This is a genomic window from Streptomyces vietnamensis (assembly GCF_000830005.1).
Taxonomy (GTDB): domain Bacteria; phylum Actinomycetota; class Actinomycetes; order Streptomycetales; family Streptomycetaceae; genus Streptomyces; species Streptomyces vietnamensis.
Map to the genome: position 1 here is coordinate 1,780,691 of NZ_CP010407.1, position 25,908 is coordinate 1,806,598.

Below are 25,908 nucleotides of genomic sequence, written 5' to 3' on the forward strand. Positions count from 1 at the left end.
AGTCCAAGGGCGGTTGCCTAAAAGGGAGTTGTGCGGTCCTGCTCGTTACAGGGCCACACCGAGCAGTGCGTCGACAGCGCGCGAGACGAGGCCGGGGGCGGACTCGTCCTCGCCGCCCTCGGCCGTCTGGAGCGCGGCCCAGCGGTCGACCGCGGCGAGCGCGGTGGGCGTGTCGAGGTCGTCGGAGAGGGCCTCGCGGAGCTCCTCGACGAGCGCGTCGGCGGACGGGCCGTCGGGGCGCGAGACGGCGGCGCGCCAGCGGCCGAGCCGCTCCACGGCCGTCTCCAGGACCTGGTCGGTCCACTCCCAGTCGTCGCGGTAGCGGTGCGAGAGGAGCGCGAGCCGGATGGCGGCCGGGTCGACGCCGTCGCGGCGGAGCTTGGAGACGAAGACCAGGTTGCCCTTGGACTTCGACATCTTCTCGCCGTGCAGCGCGACCATGCCGGCGTGGACGTACGCCTTGGCCATCGGGAACTCGCCCGTGAGGGTCTGGGCGTGGGAGGCGCCCATCTCGTGGTGCGGGAAGATCAGGTCGGAGCCGCCGCCCTGCACGTCGAAGCCCATGCCGAGGTGGTCGAGGGCGATGGCGACGCACTCGATGTGCCAGCCGGGGCGGCCGGGGCCGAGGCTGCCGCCGTCCCAGCTCGGCTCGCCCTCGCGGGCGGCCATCCACAGCATCGGGTCGAGCGGGTTCTTCTTGCCCGGGCGGTCCGGGTCGCCGCCGCGCTCGGCGGAGAGGTGGCGCATCAGCTCGGTGCTGTAGTGCGAGACCTGGCCGAAGTGCGGGTCGGCCTCGACGGAGAAGTAGATGTCGCCGTCGAGCTCGTACGCGGCGCCGGAGTCACGCAGCCGCTCGACGAGCGGGATGATGCCCGGTATCGCCTCGACCGCACCGATGTAGTGCTGCGGGGGCAGCATCCGCAGGGCGGTCATGTCCTCGCGGAAGAGGGCGGTCTCGCGCTCGGCGAGGCCGACCCAGTCGATGCCGTCGCGGATCGCGCGCTCCAGGAGCGGGTCGTCCACGTCGGTGACGTTCTGGACGTAGTGGACCTGCCGCTTGGTGTCGAGCCACACGCGCTGAACGAGGTCGAACGCGTTGTAGGTCGCCGCGTGACCCATGTGGGTCGCGTCGTACGGCGTGATGCCGCAGACGTAGATACGGGCGACGGGGCCGGGGGCGAGGGTCACTCGCCCGCCGGTCGCGGTGTCGTGGATCCGGAGGTCGCGGCCCTTGCCGGGAAGGGCGGGGACCTCAGAAGCGGGCCAGGCATGCATGCCCCGAGCGTAACCGGACAGGTGTTCCGGATACGAACCGGATCCGGGATCTTGACCGATTAGGCGCTCTTGCGGGTGAGAGGCTTGCGTGCATACCCCCGAGGGGTTCGCACCCCTCGGGAGACGTGGCCGAAAACATTCGGTCGCCGGGGGCGGGCACCGCCCCGTGTGGGGCCAGGGCCCCTGCGGGTGCGGCCGGGGCCTCAGACGGGCGGCCAGGGGATCGCGGGCCACCGGCCCGAGGGCTCCGGGTGCCGTCCGGTGGCGCGCAGCGCCTCCACGCGGGCGCGTACCGCCGCCACCTCGGCGCCGGTCAGGAGTTCCGCCAGTCGGGTGGCGAGCGGCGCTCCCGGGCCCAGGGACCGGTCGAGCGCGTCGAGCACGCCGACCGCCTCGGCGGGCAGCTCCTCGCCCGCCCAGCCCCACAGCAGGGTGCGCAGCTTGTCGTCGACGTGGAAGGTCACCCCGTGGTCGATGCCGTACAGCCGGCCGCCGGGGGCCGGCAGCAGGTGCCCGCCCTTGCGGTCGCCGTTGTTGATGACGGCGTCCAGGACGGCGAGCCGGCGCAGCTCGGGGGTGTCCGCGTGGACGAGGAGCGCGGTGCGGTCCTCGTCGACCTGCGCGGGCCCCACGGCCTTCCAGCCCTCGCCCGCCTCCTCGTCCTCGGTGAGCGCCAGGAGCTGTGCCCCGGGGTCGGCCTCGATCCACAGCTGGACCATGCCCTCCCCGTACGGCCCGTCACGGAGCACGGTCGGCGGGACCAGGCCCCAGCCGGTGGCCTCGGAGATCTCGTACGCGGCGACCTCGCGCTGGGCGAGGGTGCCGTCGGGGAAGTCCCACAGGGGCTGCTCCCCCGCGACCGGCTTGTAGACGCAGGCGGCCTCGCGGCCCTCATGGGCGACGGAGCAGTACAGCACGGCGTTGGACGCCTCGCGGACCCGGCCGCGCACGGTCAGCTCACCGCGCGCGAGCAGCTCGATGTCGCGCGGGCTCTCGGGGCTGCTCATGCTCCGCGGCGGTATCCGTTCTGGCGCGGGCAGACGTGCCCCTCGGGGTCGAGCGGCAGGCTGCACAGCGGGCACGGCGGGCGGCCGGCGTTGACGACGTCCAGGGCCCGCTTGGCGAAGGCCCGGGCCTGGGCCCCGCTGAGGCGGACGCGGAGCATCGGCGGGCCGTTCTCCTCGTCCTGGAGCATCCGCTCCTCGGCCTCGGCGAGGTCCTCCTCGGAGTCCACGTCGAGCTCGACGAGCGCCTGCGCCTCGACGATCATGCGCTGCTCCTCGCCGTCCCAGGCGAGAGCCATGGTGCCGACCCGGAACTCCTCCTCGACGGGCACGTCGAGGGGGGCGGTGTCCGCGATCTCGGCCGGTGCGACGGCCGGTACGGGCGCGTTGCCCCCGGTGCGGCGGACGACCTCGTCGAGGAGTTCGTCCATGCGCTCGGCGAGGGCCGCGACCTGGGTCTTCTCCAGGGCGACGCTGGTGACCCGGCCGCCGGCGGACGCCTGGAGGAAGAAGGTACGGCGGCCAGGCAGCCCGACCGTGCCGGCCACGAAACGCTCCGGTGGGTCGTAGAGGAACACCTGACGGGACACGTTCCCGGCTCCCTTGAGTCTCGACAGTCGTACTACAGCGGCGCGTCCACCCTACTGCGCGGGGGGATCACGGTGCGCCCGCACCACCACCGACCTCGGCCGTCCCGCTGCTGTCGGGGTGCTCGCGGGGGGCGAAGCCGGCGAAGTCCCCGGTGTCGCCGAGGCGGAGGAGGAAGGGACGCACGCGCGTGTAGCGGATCGCGGTGACCGAGCAGGGGTCCACGTGGATGCGCTGGAAGAGGTCGAGGTGGAGCCCGAGGGCGTCGGCGACGATCGCCTTCACGATGTCCCCGTGGGAGCACATGAGGTACGTGGCGTCCTCGCCGTGCTCGGCCTCGATGCGGGCGTTCCAGTCGCGTACGGCCTCGACGGCGCGGTCCTGCATGGCGCGCATGGACTCGCCGCCGGGGAAGGCGGCGGCGGACGGGTGCCGCTGGACGACCTCCATCAGCGGCTCGTCGTTGAGCTCCGCCAGCTTGCGGCCGGACCAGTCGCCGTAGTCGCACTCGCTGATCCGGTCCTCGACGTGGAGCGGGAGACCGGGGCGGGCGTCCAGGAGCGGCCTCAGGGTCTCCCGGCAGCGCTGGAGGGGGCTGGTGACGGCCGCGGCGAGCGGGACCTCCGCGAGGCGCCCGGGAAGGGCGGCGGCCTGCGCGGCCCCGCGCTCGTCGAGCGCGATACCGGGCAGGCGCCCGGCGAGGACCCCGGAGGTGTTGGCGGTGGAGCGTCCGTGCCGGACGAGGATCAGCGTGGCCATGCGGGCCAGCCTAGGCGGTGCCGGGGCCGGGGCGCAGGGGGCGGGGGCGGCCGCACGCGCGTGCGTGGCGGGGGCGTTCGGGGGAGAATGCGCCGCGTGATCGTGGACTCTGCCATCTACCGGGACGGGCGCCGTACGGACGGACCCGCCGACCTCTCCGACGCCCTGGAGGAGGCCCGGGCGACGGGGGACGCGTTCCTGTGGGTGGGTCTCCACGAGCCCTCGGAGGCGGAGTTCGACCATGTCGCCTCGGAGTTCGCGCTGCACCCGCTGGCCGTCGAGGACGCCTTGAAGGCCCATCAGCGGCCCAAGCTGGAGGTCTACGACGACTCGCTCTTCGTGGTGCTCAAGCCGGTCGTGTACGAGCCGGAGAGCGACCGGGTGTCCTCGGGCGAGCTGATGGTGTTCATGGGCGACTCGTTCGTCGTGACGGTCCGGCACGGCGAGGGCGCGCCGCTCGCGGAGGTGCGCCGACGCCTGGAGGCCGACCCGGAGGTCCTGAAGCACGGGCCGACGGCGGTGCTGTACGCGGTGAGCGACGCGATCGTGGACCACTACCTCGACATCGCGGCCGAGCTCCAGGTCGACCTGGAGGAGCTGGAGGCGGACGTCTTCGCGCCCAGCGGGGGCAATCCGGCCAACACCGCGGAGCGGATCTACACGGCGAAGCGGCAGGTCCTGGAGTTCCGGCGGGCCAGTGGCCCGCTGTCCGGGCCGATGGCCCGGCTGACGGCCGGTTCGGTGCCGTTCGTGAACGAGCGCTCGCAGCCCTTCTTCCGCGACGTCAACGACCACCTGCTGCGCTCCAACGAGCAGGTGGAGGGCCTCGACCGGCTCCTGTCCGACGTGCTGTCGGCCCATCTCGCGCAGATGGGGGTCCGGCAGAACGACGACATGCGGAAGATCTCGGCGTGGGCGGCCATGGCCGCGGTCCCCACGATGGTCGCGGGGATCTACGGGATGAACTTCGACCACATGCCGGAGCTGCGCTGGGAGGGCTCGTACCCGGTGGTGATCGTGGTGATGGCGGGCATCGTCGTCGCGCTGTACCGGGTGTTCAAGCGGCGCGGCTGGATGTAGCTCCCGCGGTCAGAAGGCGGGGGCGGGGGTCGCGGGGCCGCCGAGGGCGTCGAGGCGCTCGGGCATCCGCAGGTCGACCATCCTGTGCCAGCCGGCGGCGCGCTCGTACAGGTACACGGCGTGGATCCCGGCGGCGAGGACGGCCGCCTTGGGCTTCGGCCAGTTCAGGATGCGGCCCATGTGGCGCATCACGGCGAGGCTGACGTCCCGGTAGACCTGGATCTCGGCGAGGGCGGACTCGCGCAGGGTCCGCTGGATGAGCCGGCCGTGGCCCTGACGGGCGAGCCGGAGCAGTTCCTCGTGGCAGTAGGCGAGGTGGTTGTCCTCGTCGTTGCAGATCATCCGGATGGCCCTGCCGAGCTCCGGGTGGTCGCCGAAGTGCTTCACGAGCAGCTGCATCTGGTCGGCGGCGCGCTCCTCCGTGACCCTGCTGTGCGCGAGGTAGACGACCACGTCCTCCTCGGTGAGCGGCCGGTCGGCGCGGAGCTTGTCGTGCGCGAGGCCGATGCCGCGCTGTTCGAGCAGCATCGTGTAGTCGGTGTCGGGGGGCACCGGGACGGGTTCGAGACCGCGCTTCTTCATCAACGCGTTGAAGATCCGGCCGTGCTTGTCCTCGTCGGCGCCGTGCCGGGTGATCTTGGGTGCGAGGGCGCGCATGCCGGGTGCGACGAGGGCCGCGATCCGGGCGTTCTCCCAGCCTCCCTGGGACTCGCCGCTCGCGGCGATGGAGCAGAAGAGCCGGAAGGACTCGTCGTTGTCGATGATTTCCTGGAACAGGCCCTTGGCCGTGAGCATCGCCGCCACCTCCGTGCGGACGCCCGTACTCCGGTACGTCCGGGAAGAACGAGTCAAGTCCGGTCCCGGACGACGGGCAACAGGAGGGCGCGGCGACTCGGCCGAAAGAGTGAGACCCGAGGGCGTAACCGGAGACCCGGTGGAGCGTTGTTCCGCATGACGGCCGTGGCGGGGAAGACCCCCGAGCCCCCACCACGGCCGCAGACCTCTCCTTGACGGCGCTCTCGCACCGATCGGCCCCGGGGAGCCTCACGGGCTTCGACCCCCTGCGCCGGACTCCGACCATTCCTGGACGGTGCTCTCGCACCGCTCGGCCCCGGGGGGCCTCACGGGCTTCGACCGCCTGCGCCGAACTCCGTCCGTCGGGTCCGGCGCCAGGCCGCGTGGTTACGCCAGTCCGGCGCGTTCCATCGCCTCCACGCCCGCCCGCAGGGCCGCCACCCGCTCGTCCAGGGTGAAGCCGGCCGGGGCGAGGGTGAGGGTGGTGACCCCGGCCTCCGCGTAGGCCGTCATCCGCTCGGCGATCCGCTCGACGGAGCCGAGCAGCGTGGTCTGGTCGATCAGGGAGTGCGGCACGGCGGCCGCGGCCCCGGCCTTGTCGCCGGCCAGGTACTTGTCCTGGATCTCGGCGGCCTCCTTCTCGTACCCCATGCGCTGGGCGAGCTGGTTGTAGAAGTTCTGCTTGCGGCTGCCCATGCCGCCGACGTACAGCGCGGTGTACGGACGGAACACGTCCGCAAGCGCGTTCACGTCCTCGCCGAGGGCCAGCGGCAGGGTGGGGCAGACGTCGAAGCCGTCCATGGTCAGGCCGGCCTTCTCGCGGCCCGCGCGCAGGTGCCGCAGCGCGGTCTCCTCCAGGTGCTCGGCGGAGGGGAAGATCAGCAGGGCGCCGTCGGCGATCTCGCCGGTCTGCTCCAGGTTCTTCGGACCGATCGCGGCGATGTAGAGCGGGATGTGCTCGCGCTGCGGGTGGACGGTCAGCTTGATCGGCTTGCCGGGGCCGCCGGGGAGCGGCAGGGTCCAGTGCTCGCCGTCGTAGCTGAGCCGCTCGCGGGTCATGGCCTTGCGGACGATCTCGACGTACTCGCGCGTGCGGGCCAGCGGCTTGTCGAACTTCACGCCGTACCAGCCCTCGGAGACCTGGGGTCCCGAGACGCCGAGGCCGAGGCGGAAGCGACCGCCGGTGAGCGAGTCGAGGGTGGCGGCCGTCATCGCCGTCATGGCGGGCTGACGGGCCGGGATCTGCATGATCGCGGAGCCGACGTCGATCCGCTCCGTCTGCGCCGCGACCCAGGAGAGGACGGTGGGGGCGTCGGAGCCGTAGGCCTCGGCGGCCCAGCAGACGTCGTAGCCGAGGCGGTCCGCCTCCTGGGCGACGGCGAGGTTGTCGCCGTCCATGCCGGCGCCCCAGTAGCCGAGGTTGATGCCGAGCCGCATTCCACGCACCCCTTACCCATCGGTAACGTCTCTTGGGCCGGACTCTAGCGCGCGCGTGGGCCATCCGTCAGGACACGGTTGTCCACAGGCTCTCTCCGCGTGGTGCCCTGGCCAGTACTCTCGCGCCCATGGAGCAGAGGCATCTCGGACGTACCGGCCTGCGTGTGTCGCGCATCGGACTCGGCACCCTCACCTGGGGCCGGGACACCGACGAGCACGACGCCGCCGAGCAGTTGAAGGCGTTCTGGGACGCGGGCGGCACGCTCGTGGACACCGCCGACGTGTACGGCGGTGGCGAGGCGGAGTACCTGCTCGGGCGCCTGATGGAGCGCCTGGTGCCCCGGCAGGACCTCGTCCTGTCGACCAAGGCGGGCAGCGTCCCGGACCCCGACCGGCGCACGGACGGCTCGCGCGGGCACCTGCTCGCCGCGCTCGACGCGTCCCTCGCGCGCCTCGGCACCGACCACGTGGACCTCTGGCAGCTGCACGCCTTCGACCCGTACACGCCCCTGGAGGAGTCGCTCCAGGCCCTCGACATCGCGGTGCGCAGCGGCCGGGCGCGGTACGCGGGCGTGTCGAACTTCTGCGGCTGGCAGCTCGCCAAGGCCGGCACCTGGCAGCTGGGCGGCGACCGGACCCGGCTCGCCGGCGCGCAGCTTGAGTACTCGCTGCTCCAGCGGGGCGTCGAACGGGAGGTGCTGCCGGCCGCGATGGACCTCGGCATAGGCCTGCTGCCCTCCTCCCCGCTCGGCCGCGGGGTCCTGACGGGGAAGTACCGCAGCGGCACGCCGACGGACTCGCGGGGGGCCTCGGAGACGATGGCTCCCTTCGTGGAGCCGTACCTGGACGAGGCGGCGAGCCGGATCGTGGACGCCGTGGCGACGGCGGCGGACGGACTGGCGACGACCCCGCTCCACGTCGCCCTCGCGTGGGTGCGCGACCGCCCCGGAGTGACGGCCCCGATCGTCGGCGCGCGCACGGCGCGCCAGCTCACGGCCGCGTTGTCAGTGGAGGCCCTTAGTCTTCCTGACGAGATCTGTCGGGCGCTGGACGATGTGTCGGCGCCCGTGCACCGCTATCCGGATCACGACTGGAGCACCTTGTGACCGAGCCTTCCGGGGAGACCGCGCCCGAGGCCGTGGCCCCTGCCGAGGACCTGGAGGAGGCCCCCGAGGCCCCGGCCCCGGCACCTGACGCACCCGAGGAGCCGACCACGGGGCCGGGGACGGCCGACGACGCGCCGGGGGCGGCCGAGGAGCCGGCTGACAACTCGGGGACGGCCGAGGAGCCGGGTACCGCCGAGGTTCAGGGTCCGGCCGACGAGCCGGAGGCAGACGAAGAACCGGACTCCGGCGAGACGCCGGGCTCCGGCGAGGAGTCGGCTTCGGCCGAAGAGCCGACTCCGGCCGATGGGCCGACTTCGGCCGAAGGGCCTGATTCCGGCGCGGAGCCGGGATCCGGTGGCGGAGCCGACGCGCCCGAGTTGAGTGACGCTCAGGCCGAGCTTGCCGCTCAGCGGGAGCTGCGGGCGAAGATCGAGGCGCGGAAGGCCGAGAAGGGCGGGCCGGTGGCGAGCGGCGCCAAGCTGAGCGGCACCGCCGCCGACCTCCTCGCGGCCGTCCGGGCCGTGGAGGGCGGCAGCGCCTCCGGCAGTACGTTCTACGAGGCACCCGCGCCCCGACGTCCCGTCGCCGAGGCAGCCCCCGCCGTGACCGTGCGGCCCCCCGCACCCGAGCGGCGGCCGACCGCTCCGGCGCCCGGCACCACCGCCGCCGTCCGCGAGGTCCTCTCCGAGGGCGGCGCCCCGGAGGCGCTGGCCGGCCAGGTCGCCGCCGCGCTCGGCGAGGGCGCGGCCACGGCGCTGCGCGAGGACCCGTGGCAGCTGCTCGCGGTGTCCGGGGTCCGGCCGGAGCAGGCCGACGGTTTCGCGCGGGCGCTCCTCGGCTCCGCGTGCGGCCCCGACGACCCCCGCCGCACGGTCGCCCTGACCGTGTGGCTCCTGGAGCGGGCCGCCCTCCAGGGACACACGGCCCTGGAGATCCAGGCCGTGCGCGCCGGACTCGCCGGGCACGCGGTCCCCGACCCGGAGCAGGCCGTCGAGACGGCGGTCTCCGAGGGCGCTGTCCTCCTCTTCCAGGAGGAGACCGGGGAGGAGCCCGAGGGCGACGAGGACGTCGAGGAGGAGGCGGCCGCACCCGCCGCGCCCGCGCTGCTCGGGCTCGACCGGTACGCACTGGCGGAGGAGAGCCTCGCGGACGGGCTCGCCCGGCTGGTCAGGACGGCGAAGGCCGAGGCCTGGGAGGGCGGCGAGCTGGAGCGCGCCGCCGGTGCGCACGGCCTCGTCCTGCACACGGGCGGCGAGGCCTCCCGTGCCGAGCCGGTGGCGCTCGCGGCGGCGGCCCGGGAGCGCGGGCTGCGCACCCTGGTGGCCGTCCACGCGGACAGCGGGCGCCGCGCCGCCGGGGCGGACGCCGTGACGGTCGCCGCCCTGCTGTCCGGGGCCGCCGGTCCCGGCCGGGACGAGGAGGGCGCCTTCGCCCTGGACCTGCTCGTGGTCCTCGACGCGCCGCAGCTGGACGTGGAGACCGGCGCGATGCTCGTGGAGTCGCTGCCGGACGGCTGTCGGCTCGTGCTCAGCGGCGACCCCGAGGTGCTCGGCGCGCCGGGCGCGGGCCGGGTGTTCGCGGACGTGCTCGCGGCCCGGGTGTGCCCGAGGGTCGCCTCGCGCGTCCCCGACCCGGGGCCGCTCGGCGAGCTGGTGTCGGGCATCGGCGTCGGCGAGCTGAACCAGGTCGAGGCCCCCGGCAAGGAGGTCGTGATCGTCCCGGTGCGGGACGCTGGCGAGGCCGTGCACCGTACGGTCCAGCTGGTGGCGGACTCGGTGCCCCGGGCGATCGGGGTGCCCTCCGAGCGGACGCAGGTCGTCACGGTCGGCCACGGCGGCTCGGCCGGTACGCGCGCGCTGAACGCCGCCCTCAAGCAGCGGCTCAACCCCGGACCGGGCCGGTTCGGGGGCTACGACCCGGGGGACCGGGTGGCGTACGCGCCCGTGCCGGGGCGCACGGTGACGGGCACGGTCCTCTCGGCCGACGCCGACGGGCTGCGCCTGCGCTGCGGGGACGAGGAGCTCCTCGTACCGAAGGAGCAGGTGGGCACGGCGCTGCGGCACGGCTGGGCGCTCACCGCGCACCAGGCGGCCGGGGCGCGCTGGCCCGCCGTGGTCGTGGTGCTGCCCGGGGACGCGGCGGGAGGCCTGAGCCGGGCGTGGGTCTACACGGCCTTCGGCCGCGCGGAGCGGCACCTGTCGGTCGTGCACGGTGTGGACCAGGCGCTGGCCCGCGCGGTGGCCGAGGGCGTGGCCCCGGAGCGTACGACGCGGCTGCGGCCGCTCCTGGAGGGCCTGCTGGCCGCCGACGAAGCATAGGCGGCCACGGGAAGGAACGAGGGAGGGCCGGGACACCGCACACGGCGTCCCGGCCCCCTTTCCGTCCGGCAGACGGCTGTCAGGCGTCCGCGCCGCGGGCCGCCGCCTCCACGGGCTGGTCCTCGTCCTCCTCCTCGTGCTCGTCCTCGTCCTCGTCGAAGACGGAGCTGACGTCGAAGCGACACACGATCCGCTCGGGATCGGCGTGGTCGAAGGGAGCGTTCAGCCACTCCCCCGGTTCCGGGAGCTCCTCGGCGGCGGTGACCCAGAGCGTGGAGTCGCCCTCCTCCAGGCCGAACTCCTTGTGCCGGGAGGCGATCTCGTCCGGTTCGTACTCGCCGAAGAGCACGCCGAGAGCGGCGAGCGGCGAGACGCCGGCCTTGGCGATCACCGCGGTGTCCGCGTCGCCGTCGAGCTCGGCGACGCGGCGGGCCTGGGCGAGCAGGCGTTGCGGTTCCGCCACGGCGTAGTCGCGGCGGATCAGGAGGCTGAGGGCGTGAGGTTCGTCAGGTCCGGCGTACGGCGGCAGGTTGCCGTCGGCTCCGGGGATCTCGAAGGGGGTGACCTCGTCGTAGCGGTCGTAGAGGAGTTCGTCGTACGCCTCGGCCGCCGCGGCGAGGGCGTTGAAGGCTTCGTAGACGGCCGTGTCGTCGTCTCCCGTGCGGCGTTCGACCGCCGCGAGGTGACGGTCCAGTGCGGTCTTGACCGCCTCGGCGGCGGCACGTACCTCGGCAGCGGTGGGCTGCGCAGCATCAGACATGAGACAGACGCTATCCGTACCGGGCCCGTGCCCGCACAATAGATGCGATGCCGGAATACGAATTTGTCGACGTGTACGTGCCGCGCGGTGTCTCCCGCAAGGAGGCGACGCGGCTCCTGACCGACCATGCCGAGTACGGACACTGGGAGTTGGACCGTCTGAGCCTGCACCGGGACGGGAGCCGCAGAGTGCGGCTGAAGCGGCGGATCATCCGCCAGATCCGGGCGACCTGGTAGCGAGGAACGGACAACGAGAAGGGGCCCCGCGGTGTGCGGGGCCCCTGTGCGTGGTGCGTGACCGCGCTACGGGCTCAGGCGGCGCCGCGGGCGCGGCGGTAGATCAGCGAGCCGGCCAGCAGCATCCCGGCACCGGCGGGGAGGATCACGCCGAGCGAACCGGAGCCGGTCTCGGCGAGCTCCTCGACGGCCCGCGGCGGAGTGACGACCTGGGTACCGGGAGTGTTCGGCCCGCCCTCGTTGCCGGGGTGGCCGGGGGTACCGGGGTGGCCGGGCGTACCAGGGGTGCCAGGCGTTCCAGGGGTGCCGGGAGTTTCAGGCGTACCCGGGGTGCCAGGCGTACCGGGGGTACCAGGCGTACCGGGAGTCCCCGGGGTGCCAGGCGTCCCAGGTGTACCGGGGGTCCCAGGCGTACCCGGGGTGCCGGGAGTCCCAGGCGTACCCGGGGTGCCAGGCGTACCCGGCCCTTCCTCCCCGTAGCCCGTGTCCCCTCCCTCGTTCGCGCAGTCGTTGCCCATGACGGGGTTGCCCAGGCCGACGCCCGTGACGTTGTTGCCACAGACGTTCACCGGCACGTCGACCGGCACCTGGACGTTGTTGCCGGAGCCCACGCCCGGGGAGTCACCGGTGTGCGCACCGGCGGAGGAGCCGCCACCGGACGGGGAGGTGTTGGCGCATTTGTTGCCGAATGCCGGATTGAGAAGTCCGACGACATTGACGGTGTTTCCGCAGGCGTTCACCGGCACGTGCACCGGGACCTGGACGGAATTTCCGGACGCGACGCCCGGGGAATTCGTGGCCGTACCGTACGCACCGGAATCGGCGTGCGCATATCCGCCGCCGACGGCGGCGAAAACGCCTCCGGCGGCCGCGACGGTGATGAGGCCCTTGCGCGTGACCTGTCGCATAGCTTGTTCCCTGCCTGCTCGGCTTCGAAAGAGTGCCACCGGGCTGACGGCCCGGGGCGGAAATGGCCACCGGCCCCGGAGTGCATGGCACGCACTCCGGGGCCGGACCGGCTCACACCCTCACGGGGCGAGGCACAACGTCAGGCGTTGACGCAGGTGTTGCCGAAGGCGGGGTTCAGCAGCCCGATGACGGACACGGTGTTGCCGCACACGTTGACGGGAACGTGGACCGGCACCTGGACGACGTTGCCCGAGAGGACACCGGGGGAACCGATGGCCGCACCCTGGGCACCCGCGTCGGCAACGGCCATGCCCGCACCCGCGAGAACGAGACCGCCGGTGGCAGCCGCAGCAGCGACGACCTTCTTGATCATTATTCCTCCTAGTTGGCAATGCGGCCCCAGCCGCGGACCGCACCACCTGTAACGAGGGGGAATGGTGGGAGCTACGAGCCCCCGAGTTCATTCACTCTTTCCGGTCACATACAAACACACTGGCGAATTCAGCAGGCGTCGAGGAAACGGTCCAGGACCCGGACGCCGAACTTGAGGCCGTCCACCGGAACGCGCTCGTCCACGCCGTGGAACATGCCGGCGAAGTCGAGCTCCGGCGGCAGCTGGAGCGGCGCGAAGCCGAAGCAGCGGATGCCGAGGTCGTCGAAGGACTTGGCGTCGGTGCCGCCGGAGAGCATGTACGGCACGGCGCGGGCGATCGGGTCCTCGGCGCGCAGGGCCAGCTGCATGGCGTCCACCAGGGCGCCGTCGAAGCTGGTCTCCAGGGCCTTGTCGCCGTGCACGTCCTCGCGCTTCACGCGGGGGCCGAGGATCCGGTCGAGGTCGGCCAGGAACTCCTGCTCGTACCCGGGCAGGAAGCGGCCGTCGACGTGCGCCGTGGCCTGGCCGGGGATCACGTTCACCTTGTAGCCGGCGCCGAGCATCGTCGGGGCGGCCGAGTTGCGGAGGGTGGCGCCGACCATCTTGGCGATGCCGCCGAGCTTGGCGAGGGTGCCGTCCATGTCCTCGGGGTCGAGCGGGGTGCCCAGGGCGTCCGAGAGCTCGTCCAGGAAGGAGCGGACGGTCTTGGTGACCCTCACCGGCCACTCGTGGCGGCCGAGGCGGCCCACGGCCTCGCACAGCTCCGTGATGGCGTTGTCGTTGTTCGTCATCGAGCCGTGGCCCGCCGTGCCCTCGACGGTGAGGCGCATCCAGTGCATGCCCTTCTGGGCCGTCTCGACCAGGTAGAGCCGCAGGTTCTCGTTGACGGTGAAGGAGAAGCCGCCGACCTCGCCGATCGCCTCCGTGACCCCGTCGAAGAGGTCCCGGTGCTTGTCGACCAGGTGCCGGGCGCCGTAGGTGCCGCCGGCCTCCTCGTCGGCGAGGAAGGCGAGGACGATGTCGCGCGGGGGCTTGCGGCCGCTGCGCAGCCGGTCCCGGACGACCGCGAGGGTCATCGCGTCCATGTCCTTCATGTCGACGGCCCCGCGGCCCCAGACGCAGCCGTCGGCGACCTCGCCCGAGAAGGGGTGGTGGGTCCAGTCCTCGGCGTTGGCCGGGACGACGTCGGTGTGGCCGTGGATGAGCAGGGCCGGACGCGACGGGTCCTCGCCCTCGATCCGGGCGACGGTGGAGGCCCGCCCCTTGTGCGACTCGATGATCTTCGGCTCGAGTCCGACCTCCGCGAGCTTCTCGGCGACGTACTCGGCCGCCGCCCGCTCTCCGGGACCGGAGTGGTCGCCGTAGTTGCTGGTGTCGATGCGGATGAGGTCGCGACAGAGGTCGACGACCTCGTCCTCGCCGGTGATGCCCCGCGCCGTGTTCGACTCGCTCACGCTGCTTCCTCCCACTACGTGCCCCACGTGATTCCTTGTGATCCCACCCATCCTCCCGCGCGGCCCCCTCGGCGCCCAAGAGCGCCCGTCGGCCGACATGCGGCTGTCACATGACGGGGGCCGAACGGGGGTGGTGATCGACCGCTCCGAATGTTTGCTATGGTTTTCCTCGTCGGAAGGGCCCAGCGGCCAAGAAGACAGACACCTTGTCCGGGTGGCGGAATGGCAGACGCGCTAGCTTGAGGTGCTAGTGCCCTTTATCGGGCGTGGGGGTTCAAGTCCCCCCTCGGACACCATCGAAAGACCCCACGTCATGTGGGGTCTTTCTTGTTTCGGCAGCAGGACTCACGGCGGTAGGACCGGTGCGACGCAGATCCAAGGGCCCCTCTTCGCCCCTCCCCCAGCGGAACGGGATCGATCCCGTGCGGGTGCGGCTGCCGGAGGACCCCGGGAAGGGCTGGGCGAGCGTCGGGGAGTACCTGGTCGACCGGTACGGGGCCGCCGTCGGTGCCGGGCGGATCGAGGAGATGCTGCTCGGCGGGCGTTTCGTGGGGACGGACGGTCCCGTCGGCGGGGACGAGCCGTACGCCGCGGGGCGGTACCTCTGGTTCCACCGGGACTTTCCCGCCGAGACGCCGGTGCCCTTCGCGATCGGGGTCGTGCACCGCGACGAGCGGATCGTGGTCGTGGACAAGCCGCACTTCCTCGCCACGATGCCCCGGGGACGGCACGTGACGGAGACCGCGCTCGCCCGGCTGCGGCGTGACCTGGGGCTTCCGCGCCTCCAGCCCGCGCACCGGCTCGACCGGCTGACGGCGGGGCTCGTGCTGTTCGTCGTACGGGAGGAGGACCGGGGGGCGTACCAGACGCTGTTCCGGGACCGGGCCGTGCGCAAGGAGTACGAGGCGGTGGCGCCGTACGACCCGGCGGTGGAGCTGCCGGTGACCGTGCGGAGCCGGATCGAGAAGGAGCGCGGGGTGATGGCCGCCCGGGAGGTGCCGGGCGAGCCGAACGCCGAGAGCCGGATCGAGCTGGTGGAGCACGCGGGAGGGCTCGGGCGGTACCGGCTGCTGCCCGTGACCGGGCGGACCCATCAGCTGCGGGTGCACATGAACGGCCTGGGGCTGCCGATCCTGGACGATCCGGTCTATCCGGTGGTCCGTGAGGACGGGCCGGAGGACTTCGCGCGTCCGCTGCGACTGCTCGCGCGGACGCTGGAGTTCACCGACCCGTTCACGGGCGACGAGAGGCGCTTCGAGAGCCGGCTGCGGCTCAGTGGCCCCGCTTGATCCACTCCTGGAGGTGCGGGGCTTCCGCGCCGATCGTGGTGGTGTCGCCGTGGCCGGTGCGGACGACCGTCTCCGGCGGCAGGGTGAGGAGCTTCTCGCGGATCGAGTCGACGATCGTCGGGAAGTCCGAGTAGGACCGGCCCGTCGCGCCGGGGCCGCCCTGGAAGAGGGTGTCGCCGGTGAAGACCGTGCCCAGGTCGGGGGCGTACAGGGAGACCGCTCCGGGGGCGTGCCCCGGGGTGTGGAGGACCGTGAGGTCCGTGCCGGCGATGGTGAGGACCTGGCCGTCGGCGAGCTCGCCGTCCGGGCTGTGGTCGGGGTGGGTGAGCTTCCACAGCGGCTGGTCGGCCGGGTGGAGCAGGATGCGGGCGCCGGTGGCGGCCGCGAGGGCCGGGGCGGCGTCGATGTGGTCGTCGTGGGCGTGGGTGCAGACGATGGCGCGCAGGGTGCGGCCGTCGAGTGCGGCGAGGATCGCCCCGGCGTCGTGGGCGGCGTCGATGACGAGGGCCTCGGTGTCGTCGCCGACGATCCAGACGTTGTTGTCGACGTCCCAGGTGCCGCCGTCGAGGCTGAAGGTGCCGGAGGTGACGAGGTGGTCGATGCGGGCCGCCATCAGAGGACCACCACCGAGCGCAGGACGTCGCCCTCGTGCATGCGGGCGAAGGCCTTCTCGACGTCGCCGAGGCCGATGGTCTCGGTGACGAAGGCGGCGAGGTCGATGCGGCCCTGCTGGTGCAGGTCGATGAGCATCGGGAAGTCGCGGGACGGCAGGCAGTCGCCGTACCAGGAGGACTTCAGCGAGCCGCCGCGGCCGAAGACGTCGAGGAGCGGGAGCTCCAGCTTCATCTCGGGGCTGGGGACGCCGACGAGGACGACGGTGCCGGCGAGGTCGCGGGCGTAGAAGGCCTGCTCGTACGTCTCGGGGCGGCCGACGGCCTCGATGACGACGTCGGCGCCGAAGCCTCCGGTGAGCTCGCGGATCGCCTCGACGGCGTCGGAGGTGCGGGAGTTGACCGTGTGGGTGGCGCCCATCTCGCGGGCCTTGTCCAGCTTCCGGTCGTCGATGTCGACGGCGATGATCTTCGCGGCTCCGGCGAGGCGGGAGCCGACGACGGCCGCGTCGCCGACGCCGCCGCAGCCGATGACGGCGACGGTGTCGCCGCGGCCGACGTTACCGGTGTTGATCGCTGCGCCGATGCCTGCCATCACGCCGCAGCCGAGGAGGCCCGCGACCTCGGGGGCGACGGACGGGTCGACCTTGGTGCACTGTCCTGCGGCGACGAGGGTCTTCTCGGCGAAGGCGCCGATGCCGAGGGCCGGGGAGAGCTCCGTGCCGTCGAGGAGGGTCATCTTCTGCTTCGCGTTGTGGGTGGCGAAGCAGTACCAGGGGCGGCCCCGCGTACAGGCGCGGCAGGTGCCGCAGACGGCGCGCCAGTTGAGGATCACGAAGTCGCCGGGGGTGACGTCCGTGACGCCCTCGCCGACGGACTCGACGATTCCGGCGGCCTCGTGGCCGAGCAGGAAGGGGAACTCGTCGTTGATCGCGCCCTGCTTGTAGTGGAGATCGGTGTGACAGACGCCGCAGGCCTGGATCTTCACGACGGCCTCGCCGGGGCCGGGATCGGGGATGACGATCGTCTCGACCCGTACCGGCTCGTTCTTGCCGGGGGCGATGACCCCCTGGACGTGCTGCGGCATCGCGAACTTCCTTTTCTCCGACCGGATCTTGTAAGGCTCTTGCGTACCACTATCTCCTGACAAAAGGCGAGACCCCCGCAGGCCGTGCCTGTGGGGGTCCCGCCGTCTCCCGTGGGGGAGTCGTCAGCCCTGCTGGGCCGCGGAGGTCTCGCGGACCCGGCGGCGGACCAGGAACCAGCCGCCGGTGAGCGCGGCCGCGATGAGCGGCAGGCAGTTCACGGTGGTGCGGCTGATGCCGCCGTCCATCCACATCAGGACGAGGACGGCCGCGAGGAAGCCCAGGGTCACGATCTGGGTGTACGGGGCCCAGGGCAGCTGGTAGCCGGGGCGGGTGAGCTTGCCCTGCTTGGCGCTGCGCACGAAGAGCAGCGAGCAGATCATGATCATGGCCCAGGTGCCGATGATGCCGATGGAGGCGAAGTTGAGGACCAGCTCGAAGGCCTCGCCGGGCATCACGTAGTTGAGGGCGACGCCGGCGACGCCGAAGCCCGCGGTGAGCAGGATGCCGCCGTAGGGGACGCCGCCCTTGTTCATGACGCCGGTGAACTTGGGCGCGGAGCCGGAGAGCGACATGGAGCGCAGGATGCGGCCGGTGGAGTAGAGGCCCGAGTTGAGGCTGGAGAGGGCGGCGGTGAGGACGACGAGGTTCATCACGCCGGCGGCGCCGGGGATGCCCAGCTTGTCGAAGACGGTGACGAAGGGGCTCTGGTCGCCGGAGTAGGCGGTGTACGGGAGGATCAGCGCGAGCAGGACGACGGAGCCGACGTAGAAGAGGCCCACGCGCCACATGATCGAGTTGATCGCCTTCGGCATGATCTTCTCGGGGTTCTCGGTCTCGCCGGCGGCGACGCCGCAGAGCTCGACGGAGGCGTAGGCGAAGACGACGCCCTGGATGAGCAGCAGCATCGGCATCATGCCGTTGGGGAAGATGCCGCCGTTGTCGGTGATGTTGGCGAGGCCCGGGGTGTGACCGCCGACGTCGTGCGAGGTGACGACGAGGAAGATGCCGACGAGCATGAAGGCGACCAGGGCGGCGACCTTGATGATCGCGAACCAGAACTCCATCTCGCCGAAGTACTTCACGGAGATGAGGTTGGCCGTGAGGACGACCGCGAGGGCGATCAGGGCGAGGACCCACTGCGGGATGTCGCTGAACATCGACCAGAAGTGGGCGTAGGTGGCGGCCGCGGTGATGTCGGCGACGGCGGTGGTCGACCAGTTGAGGAAGTACAGCCAGCCGGCCGTGAAGGCGCCCTTCTCGCCCATGAACTCACGGGCGTAGGAGACGAAGGCGCCGGAGGAGGGGCGGTAGAGCACCAGCTCGCCGAGGGCGCGCACGACGAAGAAGGCGAAGACGCCGCAGACGGCGTACGCGATGAAGAGGGACGGCCCCGCCTGGGACATGCGGCCGCCGGCGCCGAGGAAGAGGCCGGTGCCGATGGCGCCGCCGATGGCGATCATGTTGATGTGCCGGGACTTGAGGTCCTTGCGGTATCCGGCGTCGCCTGCGTCGACGTGGGGGGCGGCGGCCGGGTTCGCCGGAGCGGCGGACAGCGGCTCGGCCGCGGTGACGCGGTCAGTCATGGAGTTGTTCGCCTTCGTGAGGGGGACGGTGCGGTACCCGGCCGTACCTGCGGGGGGTGTCCCCGGCACGGCCAGCGCACATCCTCACGGCAACGACACCCGGCTGACTGTGACGCATGTCACTGAACGCCCTTATTTGAGCTAGTTCAGAGGTTACGGGCGGGTAACGCCCGTGTGAACTACGGGGCGAGGACGTCCAGCTCCTGGAGAGCGCCGACCGCGATCTGCCGGGTGAGCTCCTCAGCGCGGGCCGCGTCCCGCTCCCGTACGGCCTCGGCGACCTGGACGTGGAGGGTGACGGCGGCCGGGTCCGGGTCCTCGAACATCACGTGGTGGTGGGTGCGGCCGGTGAGGACCTCGGCGACGACGTCGCCGAGGCGGGCGAACATCTCGTTCCCCGAGGCGTTGAGCACGACCCGGTGGAAGGCGATGTCGTGGACGAGGTACTCCTCCAGGCGCCGGCCGCGCGAGGTGGCGACCATGCCGAGGGCCTGTTCGGTGAGCTCGCGGCACTGCTCCGGGGTGGCGTTCAGCGCGGCCAGGCCGGCGGCGACCGGTTCGACGGCCGAGCGGAGCACGGTGAGGGAGCGGAGCTGGCGGGGGCGGTCGGCGCCGGCGAGCCGCCAGCGGATGACCTGGGGGTCGTACACGTTCCAGCTGGCCGTGGGGAGCACGGTCACGCCGACCCGGCGGCGGGACTCGACGAGGTGCATGGACTCCAGGACCCGGACGACCTCGCGGACGACGGTCCGGGAGACGTCGAAGCGCTGGGCGAGCTCGTCGGTGCGCAGCACGGTGCCCGGCGGGTACTCCCCGGCGGTGATCGCGAGACCCAGGGTGGCCAGGACGTGTGAGTGGAGCCCCTGGGCCGGTGTCGTCATGGCGATCAGCCTATGCGCGCGGGCGCGTGTGATCACACCCGGGAATTAAAAGTACGACTTTTATGTCACAGACTCTTGAATACGTCGTACCCAATGGGTTTCATGAGCGCGACGGATTCACCGAATCGATGTCGAAGAAGACAGCGAGGCACCCCCCATGAGCACCACCCCCCTCTCCGCTCCCCCGGTCGTCGTCGTGATGGGCGTCGCCGGGACCGGCAAGACCACCATCGGTCCGCTGGTCGCGGAGGCGCTCGGTCTGCCGTACGCCGAGGGCGACGACTTCCACCCGGCGGCCAACGTCGCCAAGATGTCGGCCGGCATCCCGCTGGACGACACGGACCGGGGGCCCTGGCTGGACGCCATCGGGGAGTGGGCGCACGGCCGGGCCGGGCTCGGCGGGGTCGTGAGCAGCTCCGCGCTCAAGCGGATCTACCGGGACCGGCTGCGTGCCGCCGCGCCCGGGATCGTCTTCCTGCATCTGACCGGTGACCGGGAGCTGATCGAGGGGCGGATGGCCGCACGCAAGGGCCATTTCATGCCCACCGCGCTCCTCGACTCCCAGTTCGCCACCCTGCAGCCGCTGCAGGACGACGAGGCCGGCGTCGCCGTCGACGTCTCCGGCACCCCGGAGGAGATCACCGCCCGCGCCGTCGCCGCCCTGCGCGGCCTGGCCGGCTGACCCTCCCCGTACCCCCCGTACCCCCGTCCCCCGATTCCTGCCCGTACGAAGGACACCACCGTGACCAGTCTCAGCGTCGAGATCCTGGCAGCGGACGCCGCCGAACCGATCACCTCGGCAGGCAACGCCCAGCTCGGGATCGCCGTGCTCGCCGGCATCGCCGTCATCGTCCTGCTCATCACCAAGTTCAAGCTGCACGCGTTCCTGGCGCTGACCATCGGCTCGCTGGCGCTCGGCGCGTTCGCGGGTGCCCCGCTCGCGGACACCATCAAGTCGTTCAGCACCGGACTCGGCAACACCGTGGCCGGCGTGGGCGTGCTCATCGCGCTCGGCGCGATCCTGGGCAAGCTGCTCGCCGACTCCGGCGGCGCCGACCAGATCGTCGACACGATCCTGGCGAAGGCGAGCAAGCGGTCCATGCCGTGGGCGATGGTCCTCATCGCCTCCGTGATCGGCCTGCCGCTCTTCTTCGAGGTCGGCATCGTGCTGCTGATCCCGGTGGTGCTGCTCGTCGCCAAGCGCGGCAACTACTCCCTGATGCGGATCGGCATCCCGGCGCTGGCCGGCCTCTCCGTGATGCACGGGCTCATCCCGCCGCACCCCGGCCCGCTCGTCGCGATCGACGCGGTCGGCGCCAACCTGGGCGTCACCCTCGCGCTCGGCCTCGTCGTCGCCATCCCGACGGTGATCATCGCCGGTCCGGTCTTCTCCAGGTACGCCGCCCGCTGGGTGGACATCAAGGCCCCCGAGAAGATGATCCCCACACGCCCTTCCGAGGACCTGGAGAAGCGTCCCGGCTTCGGCGTCACCGTCGCGACCATCCTGCTGCCGGTCGCCCTGATGCTGGTCAAGGCGCTCGTCGACATCGTGGTCGACGACCCGGAGAACGGCGTCCAGAAGGTCACCGACGTCATCGGCTCGCCGCTGATCGCCCTGCTCGCGGCCGTCATAGTCGGCATGTTCACCCTGGGCCGCGCGGCCGGCTTCACCAAGGAGCGGCTGAACTCGACCGTCGAGAAGTCCCTCGCCCCCATCGCCGGCATCCTGCTGATCGTCGGCGCGGGCGGCGGCTTCAAGCAGACCCTGATCGACATCGGCGTCGGCCAGATGATCCTCGACTTCTCGAAGGACTGGTCGATCCCGGCCCTGCTGCTCGCCTGGCTGATCGCGGTCGCGATCCGGCTCGCGACCGGCTCGGCCACGGTGGCGACGATCTCGGCGGCGGGCCTGGTGGCTCCGCTCGCGGAGGGCATGTCGACCAGCCACACGGCGCTGCTCGTCCTCGCCATCGGTGCCGGTTCGCTCTTCTTCAGCCACGTCAACGACGCCGGGTTCTGGCTGGTGAAGGAGTACTTCGGCATGAACGTCGGCCAGACGATCAAGACCTGGTCGGTGATGGAGACGATCATCTCGGTCGTCGGCATCGTGTTCGTGCTGCTGCTGTCGCTGGTGTTGTAGCCGATCTCGTACGCACGGAGGGGCCCCGGACATCCGGGGCCCCTCCGTCGTACTCAGCCCCGCAGCAGGTCCAGGACCTTGATCCCGAGCTCCAGCGCCTCCTCGGGCGAGTCGACCGACTGCTGGAGGTCGACGAAGCAACCGTCGGCGCCGGTGTCGCGCACGCCCGCCAGCACGGCGGCGATCGCGTCCGCCGTGGCGCCGGGGGCGGGGTTGTACCGGATCTGCCGACGCAGCGCCCCCGGGTCTCGGCCCGCCTCCTCGGCGGCGCGCCGCGCCACGTCCCACAGGCCCTCGGCCATCCCGGGCGGCAGGACGGCACCGACCCAGCCGGCGGCCCGGCGGCCGACCCGGCGCAGGGCGGCCGGGCTGAAGCCGCCGAGGTAGACGGGCGGTCCGGCGGGCTGGACGGGGCGCAGGCCCACGTACGAGGCGGGGATCGTCCAGTGGGGTCCCTCGTGACCGAACTCCTCCTGGGTCCAGAAGCCGTGGAGGACGTCGAGCAGCTCGTCGAGGAGGGCGCCGCGCCGGCCGAAGTCGGCGCCGACGGCGGTGTACTCGTCCCGCAGCCAGCCGATGCCGAGTCCGACGTCCAGGCGTCCGCCGCTGACCTGGTCGAGCGAGGTGAGGGAGCGGGCGAGCAGGGCCGGCGGGTACCAGGGGCCGTTGAGGGTGCTCATGCCGAGCCGGGCGCGGGAGGTCGAGGCGGCGGCGACGGTGAGCACGGTCAGCGGGTCGAGGAAGGTCTTGTACTGGTGGGGGTACGGGTTCTCCGGGGTGTGCCCCGGATAGAGGTCGCTGGGGGCGACCGGGGTCAGGGCGCGGTCGCCGACCCAGAACGAGTCGAACCCGGCGTCCTCGGCGTCGCGCGCGAAGGCCGCGATGCGGTCGGCGCGGGCGTGGGTGCCGTACTGGGGCAGTGCGATGCCTATCTCCATGGCCTCATCCTGGGCGGCGGGGAGGGGCGCGACACGAAGGGCTCGGCGTGTGAGCCGCGTCACGTGCCGGGCGGGGCCCGTCGGTCGACCGCCTTCGCCGTCGGTTTCAGCTCACCGCCCGGGGACGGTTTCAGCTCACCGCCCGGGCCGCCGCCCGGCCCGCCGCGCGGCCCGAGAAGATGCAGCCGCCGAGGAAGGTGCCTTCGAGGGAGCGGTAGCCGTGGACTCCGCCGCCGCCGAAGCCGGCCGCCTCGCCCGCCGCGTACACGCCGTCCAGGGGTTCGCCGCCCTCCGTCAGGACGCGGGAGTCGAGGTCGGTCTCCAGGCCGCCGAGGGACTTGCGGGTGAGGATGTTGAGGCGTACGGCGATCAGCGGGCCCGCCTTCGGGTCGAGGATGCGGTGCGGGGCGGCCGTGCGGATCAGCTTGTCGCCCAGGTACCTGCGGGCGCCGCGGATCGCCGTGACCTGGAGGTCCTTGGTGAAGGGGTTGGTGATCTCGCGGTCGCGGGCGATGAGCTCGCGGCGCAGGGCGGCCTCGTCGATCAGCGGCTCGTCGGTGAGGGCGTTCATGCCGCGGACGAGGGCGGAGAGGTCGTCCTCGACGACGAAGTCGACGCCGTGGTCCATGAAGGCCTGGACGGGGGCCGGTACGTCGGCGCGGGCGCGGCCGAGGACGTCCCGGACGGACTTGCCGGTGAGGTCGGGGTTCTGTTCGGAGCCGGAGAGCGCGAACTCCTTGCCGATGATGCGCTTGTCGAGGACGAACCAGGTGTGGTCGTGGCCGGTCCGCATGATGTGTTCGAGGGTGCCCAGGGTGTCGAAGCCCGGGAAGAGCGGGACGGGCAGGCGCTTGCCCGTGGCGTCCAGCCAGAGGCTGGACGGTCCGGGCAGGATGCGGATGCCGTGCCGGGCCCAGATGGGGTTCCAGTTCTCGATGCCCTCGGTGTAGTGCCACATCCGGTCGCGGTTGATGTGGCGGGCGCCGGCCTTCTCGGCGACACCGAGCATCAGTCCGTCGACGTGGGCGGGGACGCCGGAGAGCAGCTTGGCGGGCGGGGTGCCGAGCCGGGCGGGCCACTGCGCGCGGACGAGGTCGTGGTTGCCGCCGATGCCGCCGGAGGTGACGATCACGGCCTGGGCGCGCAGTTCGAAGGTGCCCGTGGCCTCGCGGCTCGACGCGGTGCCGCGGGTGGCGGTGGAGGGGGCCAGGATCTCGCCGGAGACCGTGTCGACGGCTCCGGCGGTGCGGCCGAGTCCGGTGACGCGGTGCCGGAAGCGGAGGTCGACGAGGCCGCGGGCGGCGCCCTCGCGGACCCTGCGCTCGAAGGGGGCGACGAGGCCGGGTCCTGTGCCCCAGGTGATGTGGAAGCGGGGTACGGAGTTGCCGTGGCCGTTCGCGTCGTAGCCGCCGCGCTCGGCCCAGCCGACGACGGGGAAGAAGCGCACCCCGCGCGCGTGGAGCCAGGCGCGCTTCTCGCCGGCGGCGAAGTCGACGTACGCCTCGGCCCACTTCCGCGGCCAGTGGTCCTCGGTGCGGTCGAAGTCCGCGGTGCCGTACCAGTCCTGGAGGGCGAGGGCGTGGCTGTCCTTGACGCGCATCCTGCGCTGTTCGGGCGAGTCGACGAGGAACAGGCCGCCGAAGGACCAGTGGGCCTGGCCGCCGAGGGACTGCTCGGGTTCCTGGTCGAGGAGGATCACGGTGCGGCCGGCGTCGACCAGCTCGGCGGTGGCGACGAGGCCGGCGAGGCCCGCCCCGATCACGATCACATCAGCGTCGTAGGACATGGACCGCATCTTGGATACACGGATGTATCGAGTCAACCGTCCACCCTTTCGCTTTTTTAATGTCGAGCATTAATATGAACGTATGGCGAGGACGTCAGGGCCCGAGACCCGGGACAAACTGATCCGCGCGGCGGAGGAGCTCTTCGCCGCACAGGGCGTCGACGGCGCACAGCTGCGGGACATCGTGAAGCTGGCCGGACAGGCCAACCCCTCCGCGGTGCAGTACCACTTCGGCTCGCGCGCCGGACTGCTCGACGCCGTCATGGCCGGCCGCCAGACCCGTACGGAACAGGTGCTCGCGCCCCTCCTGGACGACGCGGGCGAGGACCTGAAGCAGCTGATCGCCGCGCTCGTCGCCGCCGAGGCCAGTGAGCTGCGCACCGACCGGGGCCGCCGCTGCCTGCGGATCTCCGCGCAGCTCAGCCACGAGAGCGGCGTCCGCACCCGCACCCCCCATCCCACGCTCGCCGGCACCGTCTACTGGCGGCTCATCGAGCGGATCGCCGACCGCCTGGCCGCCGACGGACTCCCCGAGCCCCTGCTCCTGGAGCGCCTCGACCTGGCGCTGACCGTGGTCGGCGCGGCCATGGCGGACCGCGCCCGGCAGTACCTCGACGGCACCGAGCCCCTCACGGACGAGCCCCTCTTCCTCGCCGACCTCGTCGAGACGACCACCGCGCTTCTCCGGGCCGCACAGCCCCGGAGCGTCTGACCCCGCTGAAAGGGACCTCACATGAACGACCTCACCGGCAAGACCGTGCTCATCACCGGCGGCGCCCGCGGCCTGGGCGCCGAGGCCGCCAAGCTGGCCGTCGCCTCCGGCGCGAACGTCGTGATCACCGACGTCCTCGACGAGGACGGCAAGGCCACCGCCGAGGCGCTCGGCGAGCGGGCCCGCTTCTTCCACCACGACGTGACCTCCGAGGAGGAGTGGGCGGCGGCCGTCGCCTTCGCCGTGGCGGAGTTCGGCGCGCTGCACGGGCTGGTGAACAACGCCGGCATCTCCACCGGCGCCCTCCTGGAGACCGAGTCCGTCGAGCACTTCCGCAAGGTCCTCGACATCAACCTGACCGGTGTCTTCATCGGCATGAAGGCCGCGATCCCGGCGATGAAGGAGGCCGGCGGCGGCTCGATCGTCAACATCTCCTCGGCCGCGGGCCTGATGGGCCTGGCCCTGACCGCCGGGTACGGCGCCTCCAAGTGGGGCGTGCGCGGCCTGACGAAGATCGGCGCGGTGGAGCTCGGCACGGCGAAGATCCGCGTCAACTCCGTCCACCCCGGCATGACCTACACCCCGATGACGGCCTCCGTCGGCATCGAGCGCGGCGAGGGCAAGTACCCCAACACGCCGATGGGCCGGGTCGGCGAGGCCGACGAGATCGCGGGCGCGGTCGTCTTCCTGCTCTCGGACGCCGCCTCGTACGTGACGGGCGCGGAGCTCGCCGTGGACGGCGGCTGGACGACCGGTCCGACGATCAAGTACGTCATGGGGCAGTGA

At 72.2% G+C, this 25,908-nt stretch carries 25 protein-coding genes and 1 tRNA gene; 10 read left to right on the top strand and 16 right to left on the bottom strand.

All coding sequences use genetic code 11. The annotated features are described in order from the left end of the window. Window positions 1–45: 45 nt before the first annotated feature. The 4 genes from mshC to SVTN_RS07775 form a co-directional block, all read right to left on the bottom strand. On the bottom strand, window positions 46–1,275 hold the full coding sequence (mshC, locus tag SVTN_RS07760) for a cysteine--1-D-myo-inosityl 2-amino-2-deoxy-alpha-D-glucopyranoside ligase (protein ID WP_041128397.1): 1,230 nt from the start codon (window positions 1,273–1,275) through the stop codon (window positions 46–48). Between the two features lie 203 nt (window positions 1,276–1,478). Then, a complete protein-coding gene (locus SVTN_RS07765) occupies window positions 1,479–2,315 on the bottom strand; it encodes an SCO1664 family protein (protein ID WP_174518320.1) in 837 nt (278 codons plus the stop codon). Next, window positions 2,279–2,869, bottom strand: coding sequence for a DUF3090 domain-containing protein (locus tag SVTN_RS07770; RefSeq protein ID WP_041128399.1), 591 nt, complete (start codon window positions 2,867–2,869; stop codon window positions 2,279–2,281). The genes SVTN_RS07765 and SVTN_RS07770 overlap by 37 nt, the downstream gene beginning before the upstream one ends. Before the next feature lie 67 nt (window positions 2,870–2,936). Further along, the gene (locus SVTN_RS07775; RefSeq protein WP_041128400.1) at window positions 2,937–3,626 is read right to left on the bottom strand and encodes a histidine phosphatase family protein; all 690 of its coding nucleotides are present in this window, start codon (window positions 3,624–3,626) and stop codon (window positions 2,937–2,939) included. A gap of 87 nt (window positions 3,627–3,713) precedes the next feature. Here SVTN_RS07775 and SVTN_RS07780 point away from each other — a divergent pair, with 87 nt between their 5' ends. Then, window positions 3,714–4,706, top strand: a complete 993-nt coding sequence (locus SVTN_RS07780; protein ID WP_041128401.1) for a magnesium and cobalt transport protein CorA — start codon at window positions 3,714–3,716, stop codon at window positions 4,704–4,706. Between the two features lie 9 nt (window positions 4,707–4,715). On the opposite strand, the gene SVTN_RS07785 is transcribed toward SVTN_RS07780, so the two are convergent. Both SVTN_RS07785 and SVTN_RS07790 read right to left on the bottom strand, forming a co-directional pair. Further along, window positions 4,716–5,501 (bottom strand): ferritin-like domain-containing protein, encoded by a 786-nt coding sequence (locus SVTN_RS07785; protein WP_041128402.1) that lies wholly within the window; start codon window positions 5,499–5,501, stop codon window positions 4,716–4,718. Between the two features lie 387 nt (window positions 5,502–5,888). Continuing rightward, window positions 5,889–6,938 carry an LLM class F420-dependent oxidoreductase gene (locus tag SVTN_RS07790; RefSeq protein WP_041128403.1) on the bottom strand — a complete coding sequence of 350 codons (1,050 nt, stop codon included), beginning with the start codon at window positions 6,936–6,938 and terminating at the stop codon, window positions 5,889–5,891. Between the two features lie 128 nt (window positions 6,939–7,066). Here SVTN_RS07790 and SVTN_RS07795 point away from each other — a divergent pair, with 128 nt between their 5' ends. Both SVTN_RS07795 and SVTN_RS07800 read left to right on the top strand, forming a co-directional pair. Next, window positions 7,067–8,044 carry an aldo/keto reductase gene (locus SVTN_RS07795; RefSeq protein WP_041128404.1) on the top strand — a complete coding sequence of 326 codons (978 nt, stop codon included), beginning with the start codon at window positions 7,067–7,069 and terminating at the stop codon, window positions 8,042–8,044. After that, on the top strand, window positions 8,041–10,362 hold the full coding sequence (locus tag SVTN_RS07800) for a helix-hairpin-helix domain-containing protein (protein WP_041128405.1): 2,322 nt from the start codon (window positions 8,041–8,043) through the stop codon (window positions 10,360–10,362). Before SVTN_RS07795 ends, SVTN_RS07800 begins: the two co-directional genes overlap by 4 nt. Before the next feature lie 79 nt (window positions 10,363–10,441). On the opposite strand, the gene SVTN_RS07805 is transcribed toward SVTN_RS07800, so the two are convergent. Further along, window positions 10,442–11,122, bottom strand: a complete 681-nt coding sequence (locus SVTN_RS07805) for a hypothetical protein (protein ID WP_041128406.1) — start codon at window positions 11,120–11,122, stop codon at window positions 10,442–10,444. A gap of 47 nt (window positions 11,123–11,169) precedes the next feature. Here SVTN_RS07805 and SVTN_RS07810 point away from each other — a divergent pair, with 47 nt between their 5' ends. Beyond that, complete coding sequence (locus SVTN_RS07810) at window positions 11,170–11,358, top strand: DUF5703 family protein (RefSeq protein WP_017241661.1); 189 nt, start codon at window positions 11,170–11,172, stop codon at window positions 11,356–11,358. A gap of 74 nt (window positions 11,359–11,432) precedes the next feature. Here the strand turns inward: SVTN_RS07810 and SVTN_RS44750 are convergent, their stop codons facing one another. From SVTN_RS44750 to SVTN_RS07825, 3 genes are all read right to left on the bottom strand, one after another. Then, entirely contained in the window at window positions 11,433–12,266 is an 834-nt protein-coding gene (locus SVTN_RS44750) for a chaplin (RefSeq protein ID WP_041128407.1), read from the bottom strand. 140 nt (window positions 12,267–12,406) lie between these two features. Beyond that, entirely contained in the window at window positions 12,407–12,640 is a 234-nt protein-coding gene (chpH, locus tag SVTN_RS07820; RefSeq protein WP_015032475.1) for a chaplin ChpH, read from the bottom strand. Between the two features lie 128 nt (window positions 12,641–12,768). Further along, window positions 12,769–14,094, bottom strand: coding sequence for a M20/M25/M40 family metallo-hydrolase (locus SVTN_RS07825; protein ID WP_041128408.1), 1,326 nt, complete (start codon window positions 14,092–14,094; stop codon window positions 12,769–12,771). 208 nt (window positions 14,095–14,302) lie between these two features. Here SVTN_RS07825 and SVTN_RS07830 point away from each other — a divergent pair. Both SVTN_RS07830 and SVTN_RS07835 read left to right on the top strand, forming a co-directional pair. Further along, window positions 14,303–14,390, top strand: a tRNA-Leu gene (locus SVTN_RS07830). Window positions 14,391–14,456: 66 nt separating this feature from the next. Beyond that, window positions 14,457–15,383 (top strand): RluA family pseudouridine synthase, encoded by a 927-nt coding sequence (locus SVTN_RS07835; protein ID WP_041128409.1) that lies wholly within the window; start codon window positions 14,457–14,459, stop codon window positions 15,381–15,383. Here the strand turns inward: SVTN_RS07835 and SVTN_RS07840 are convergent. From SVTN_RS07840 to SVTN_RS07855, 4 genes are all read right to left on the bottom strand, one after another. Beyond that, complete coding sequence (locus tag SVTN_RS07840) at window positions 15,367–15,996, bottom strand: MBL fold metallo-hydrolase (protein ID WP_041128410.1); 630 nt, start codon at window positions 15,994–15,996, stop codon at window positions 15,367–15,369. The genes SVTN_RS07835 and SVTN_RS07840 overlap by 17 nt on opposite strands. Further along, a complete protein-coding gene (locus SVTN_RS07845) occupies window positions 15,996–17,081 on the bottom strand; it encodes an S-(hydroxymethyl)mycothiol dehydrogenase (RefSeq protein WP_041128411.1) in 1,086 nt (361 codons plus the stop codon). The genes SVTN_RS07840 and SVTN_RS07845 overlap by 1 nt, the downstream gene beginning before the upstream one ends. Before the next feature lie 123 nt (window positions 17,082–17,204). Beyond that, the gene (locus tag SVTN_RS07850; RefSeq protein WP_041128412.1) at window positions 17,205–18,665 is read right to left on the bottom strand and encodes an amino acid permease; all 1,461 of its coding nucleotides are present in this window, start codon (window positions 18,663–18,665) and stop codon (window positions 17,205–17,207) included. Window positions 18,666–18,844: 179 nt separating this feature from the next. Further along, window positions 18,845–19,546, bottom strand: coding sequence for a FadR/GntR family transcriptional regulator (locus SVTN_RS07855; protein WP_041128413.1), 702 nt, complete (start codon window positions 19,544–19,546; stop codon window positions 18,845–18,847). 157 nt (window positions 19,547–19,703) lie between these two features. Here SVTN_RS07855 and SVTN_RS07860 point away from each other — a divergent pair, with 157 nt between their 5' ends. Next, window positions 19,704–20,228: a gluconokinase gene (locus SVTN_RS07860; RefSeq protein ID WP_041128414.1), complete on the top strand. Its 525-nt coding sequence runs from the start codon at window positions 19,704–19,706 to the stop codon at window positions 20,226–20,228. A gap of 60 nt (window positions 20,229–20,288) precedes the next feature. After that, window positions 20,289–21,686 (top strand): GntP family permease, encoded by a 1,398-nt coding sequence (locus SVTN_RS07865; protein WP_041128415.1) that lies wholly within the window; start codon window positions 20,289–20,291, stop codon window positions 21,684–21,686. A 53-nt stretch (window positions 21,687–21,739) separates the two neighbouring features. On the opposite strand, the gene SVTN_RS07870 is transcribed toward SVTN_RS07865, so the two are convergent. Both SVTN_RS07870 and SVTN_RS07875 read right to left on the bottom strand, forming a co-directional pair. Further along, the gene (locus SVTN_RS07870; RefSeq protein ID WP_041128416.1) at window positions 21,740–22,624 is read right to left on the bottom strand and encodes a TIGR03619 family F420-dependent LLM class oxidoreductase; all 885 of its coding nucleotides are present in this window, start codon (window positions 22,622–22,624) and stop codon (window positions 21,740–21,742) included. Window positions 22,625–22,754: 130 nt separating this feature from the next. After that, complete coding sequence (locus SVTN_RS07875) at window positions 22,755–24,410, bottom strand: FAD-binding dehydrogenase (protein ID WP_041128417.1); 1,656 nt, start codon at window positions 24,408–24,410, stop codon at window positions 22,755–22,757. A gap of 82 nt (window positions 24,411–24,492) precedes the next feature. Here SVTN_RS07875 and SVTN_RS07880 point away from each other — a divergent pair, with 82 nt between their 5' ends. Both SVTN_RS07880 and SVTN_RS07885 read left to right on the top strand, forming a co-directional pair. Continuing rightward, window positions 24,493–25,122 (top strand): TetR/AcrR family transcriptional regulator, encoded by a 630-nt coding sequence (locus SVTN_RS07880; RefSeq protein WP_041128418.1) that lies wholly within the window; start codon window positions 24,493–24,495, stop codon window positions 25,120–25,122. Between the two features lie 21 nt (window positions 25,123–25,143). Next, window positions 25,144–25,908, top strand: a complete 765-nt coding sequence (locus SVTN_RS07885) for a glucose 1-dehydrogenase (RefSeq protein WP_041128419.1) — start codon at window positions 25,144–25,146, stop codon at window positions 25,906–25,908.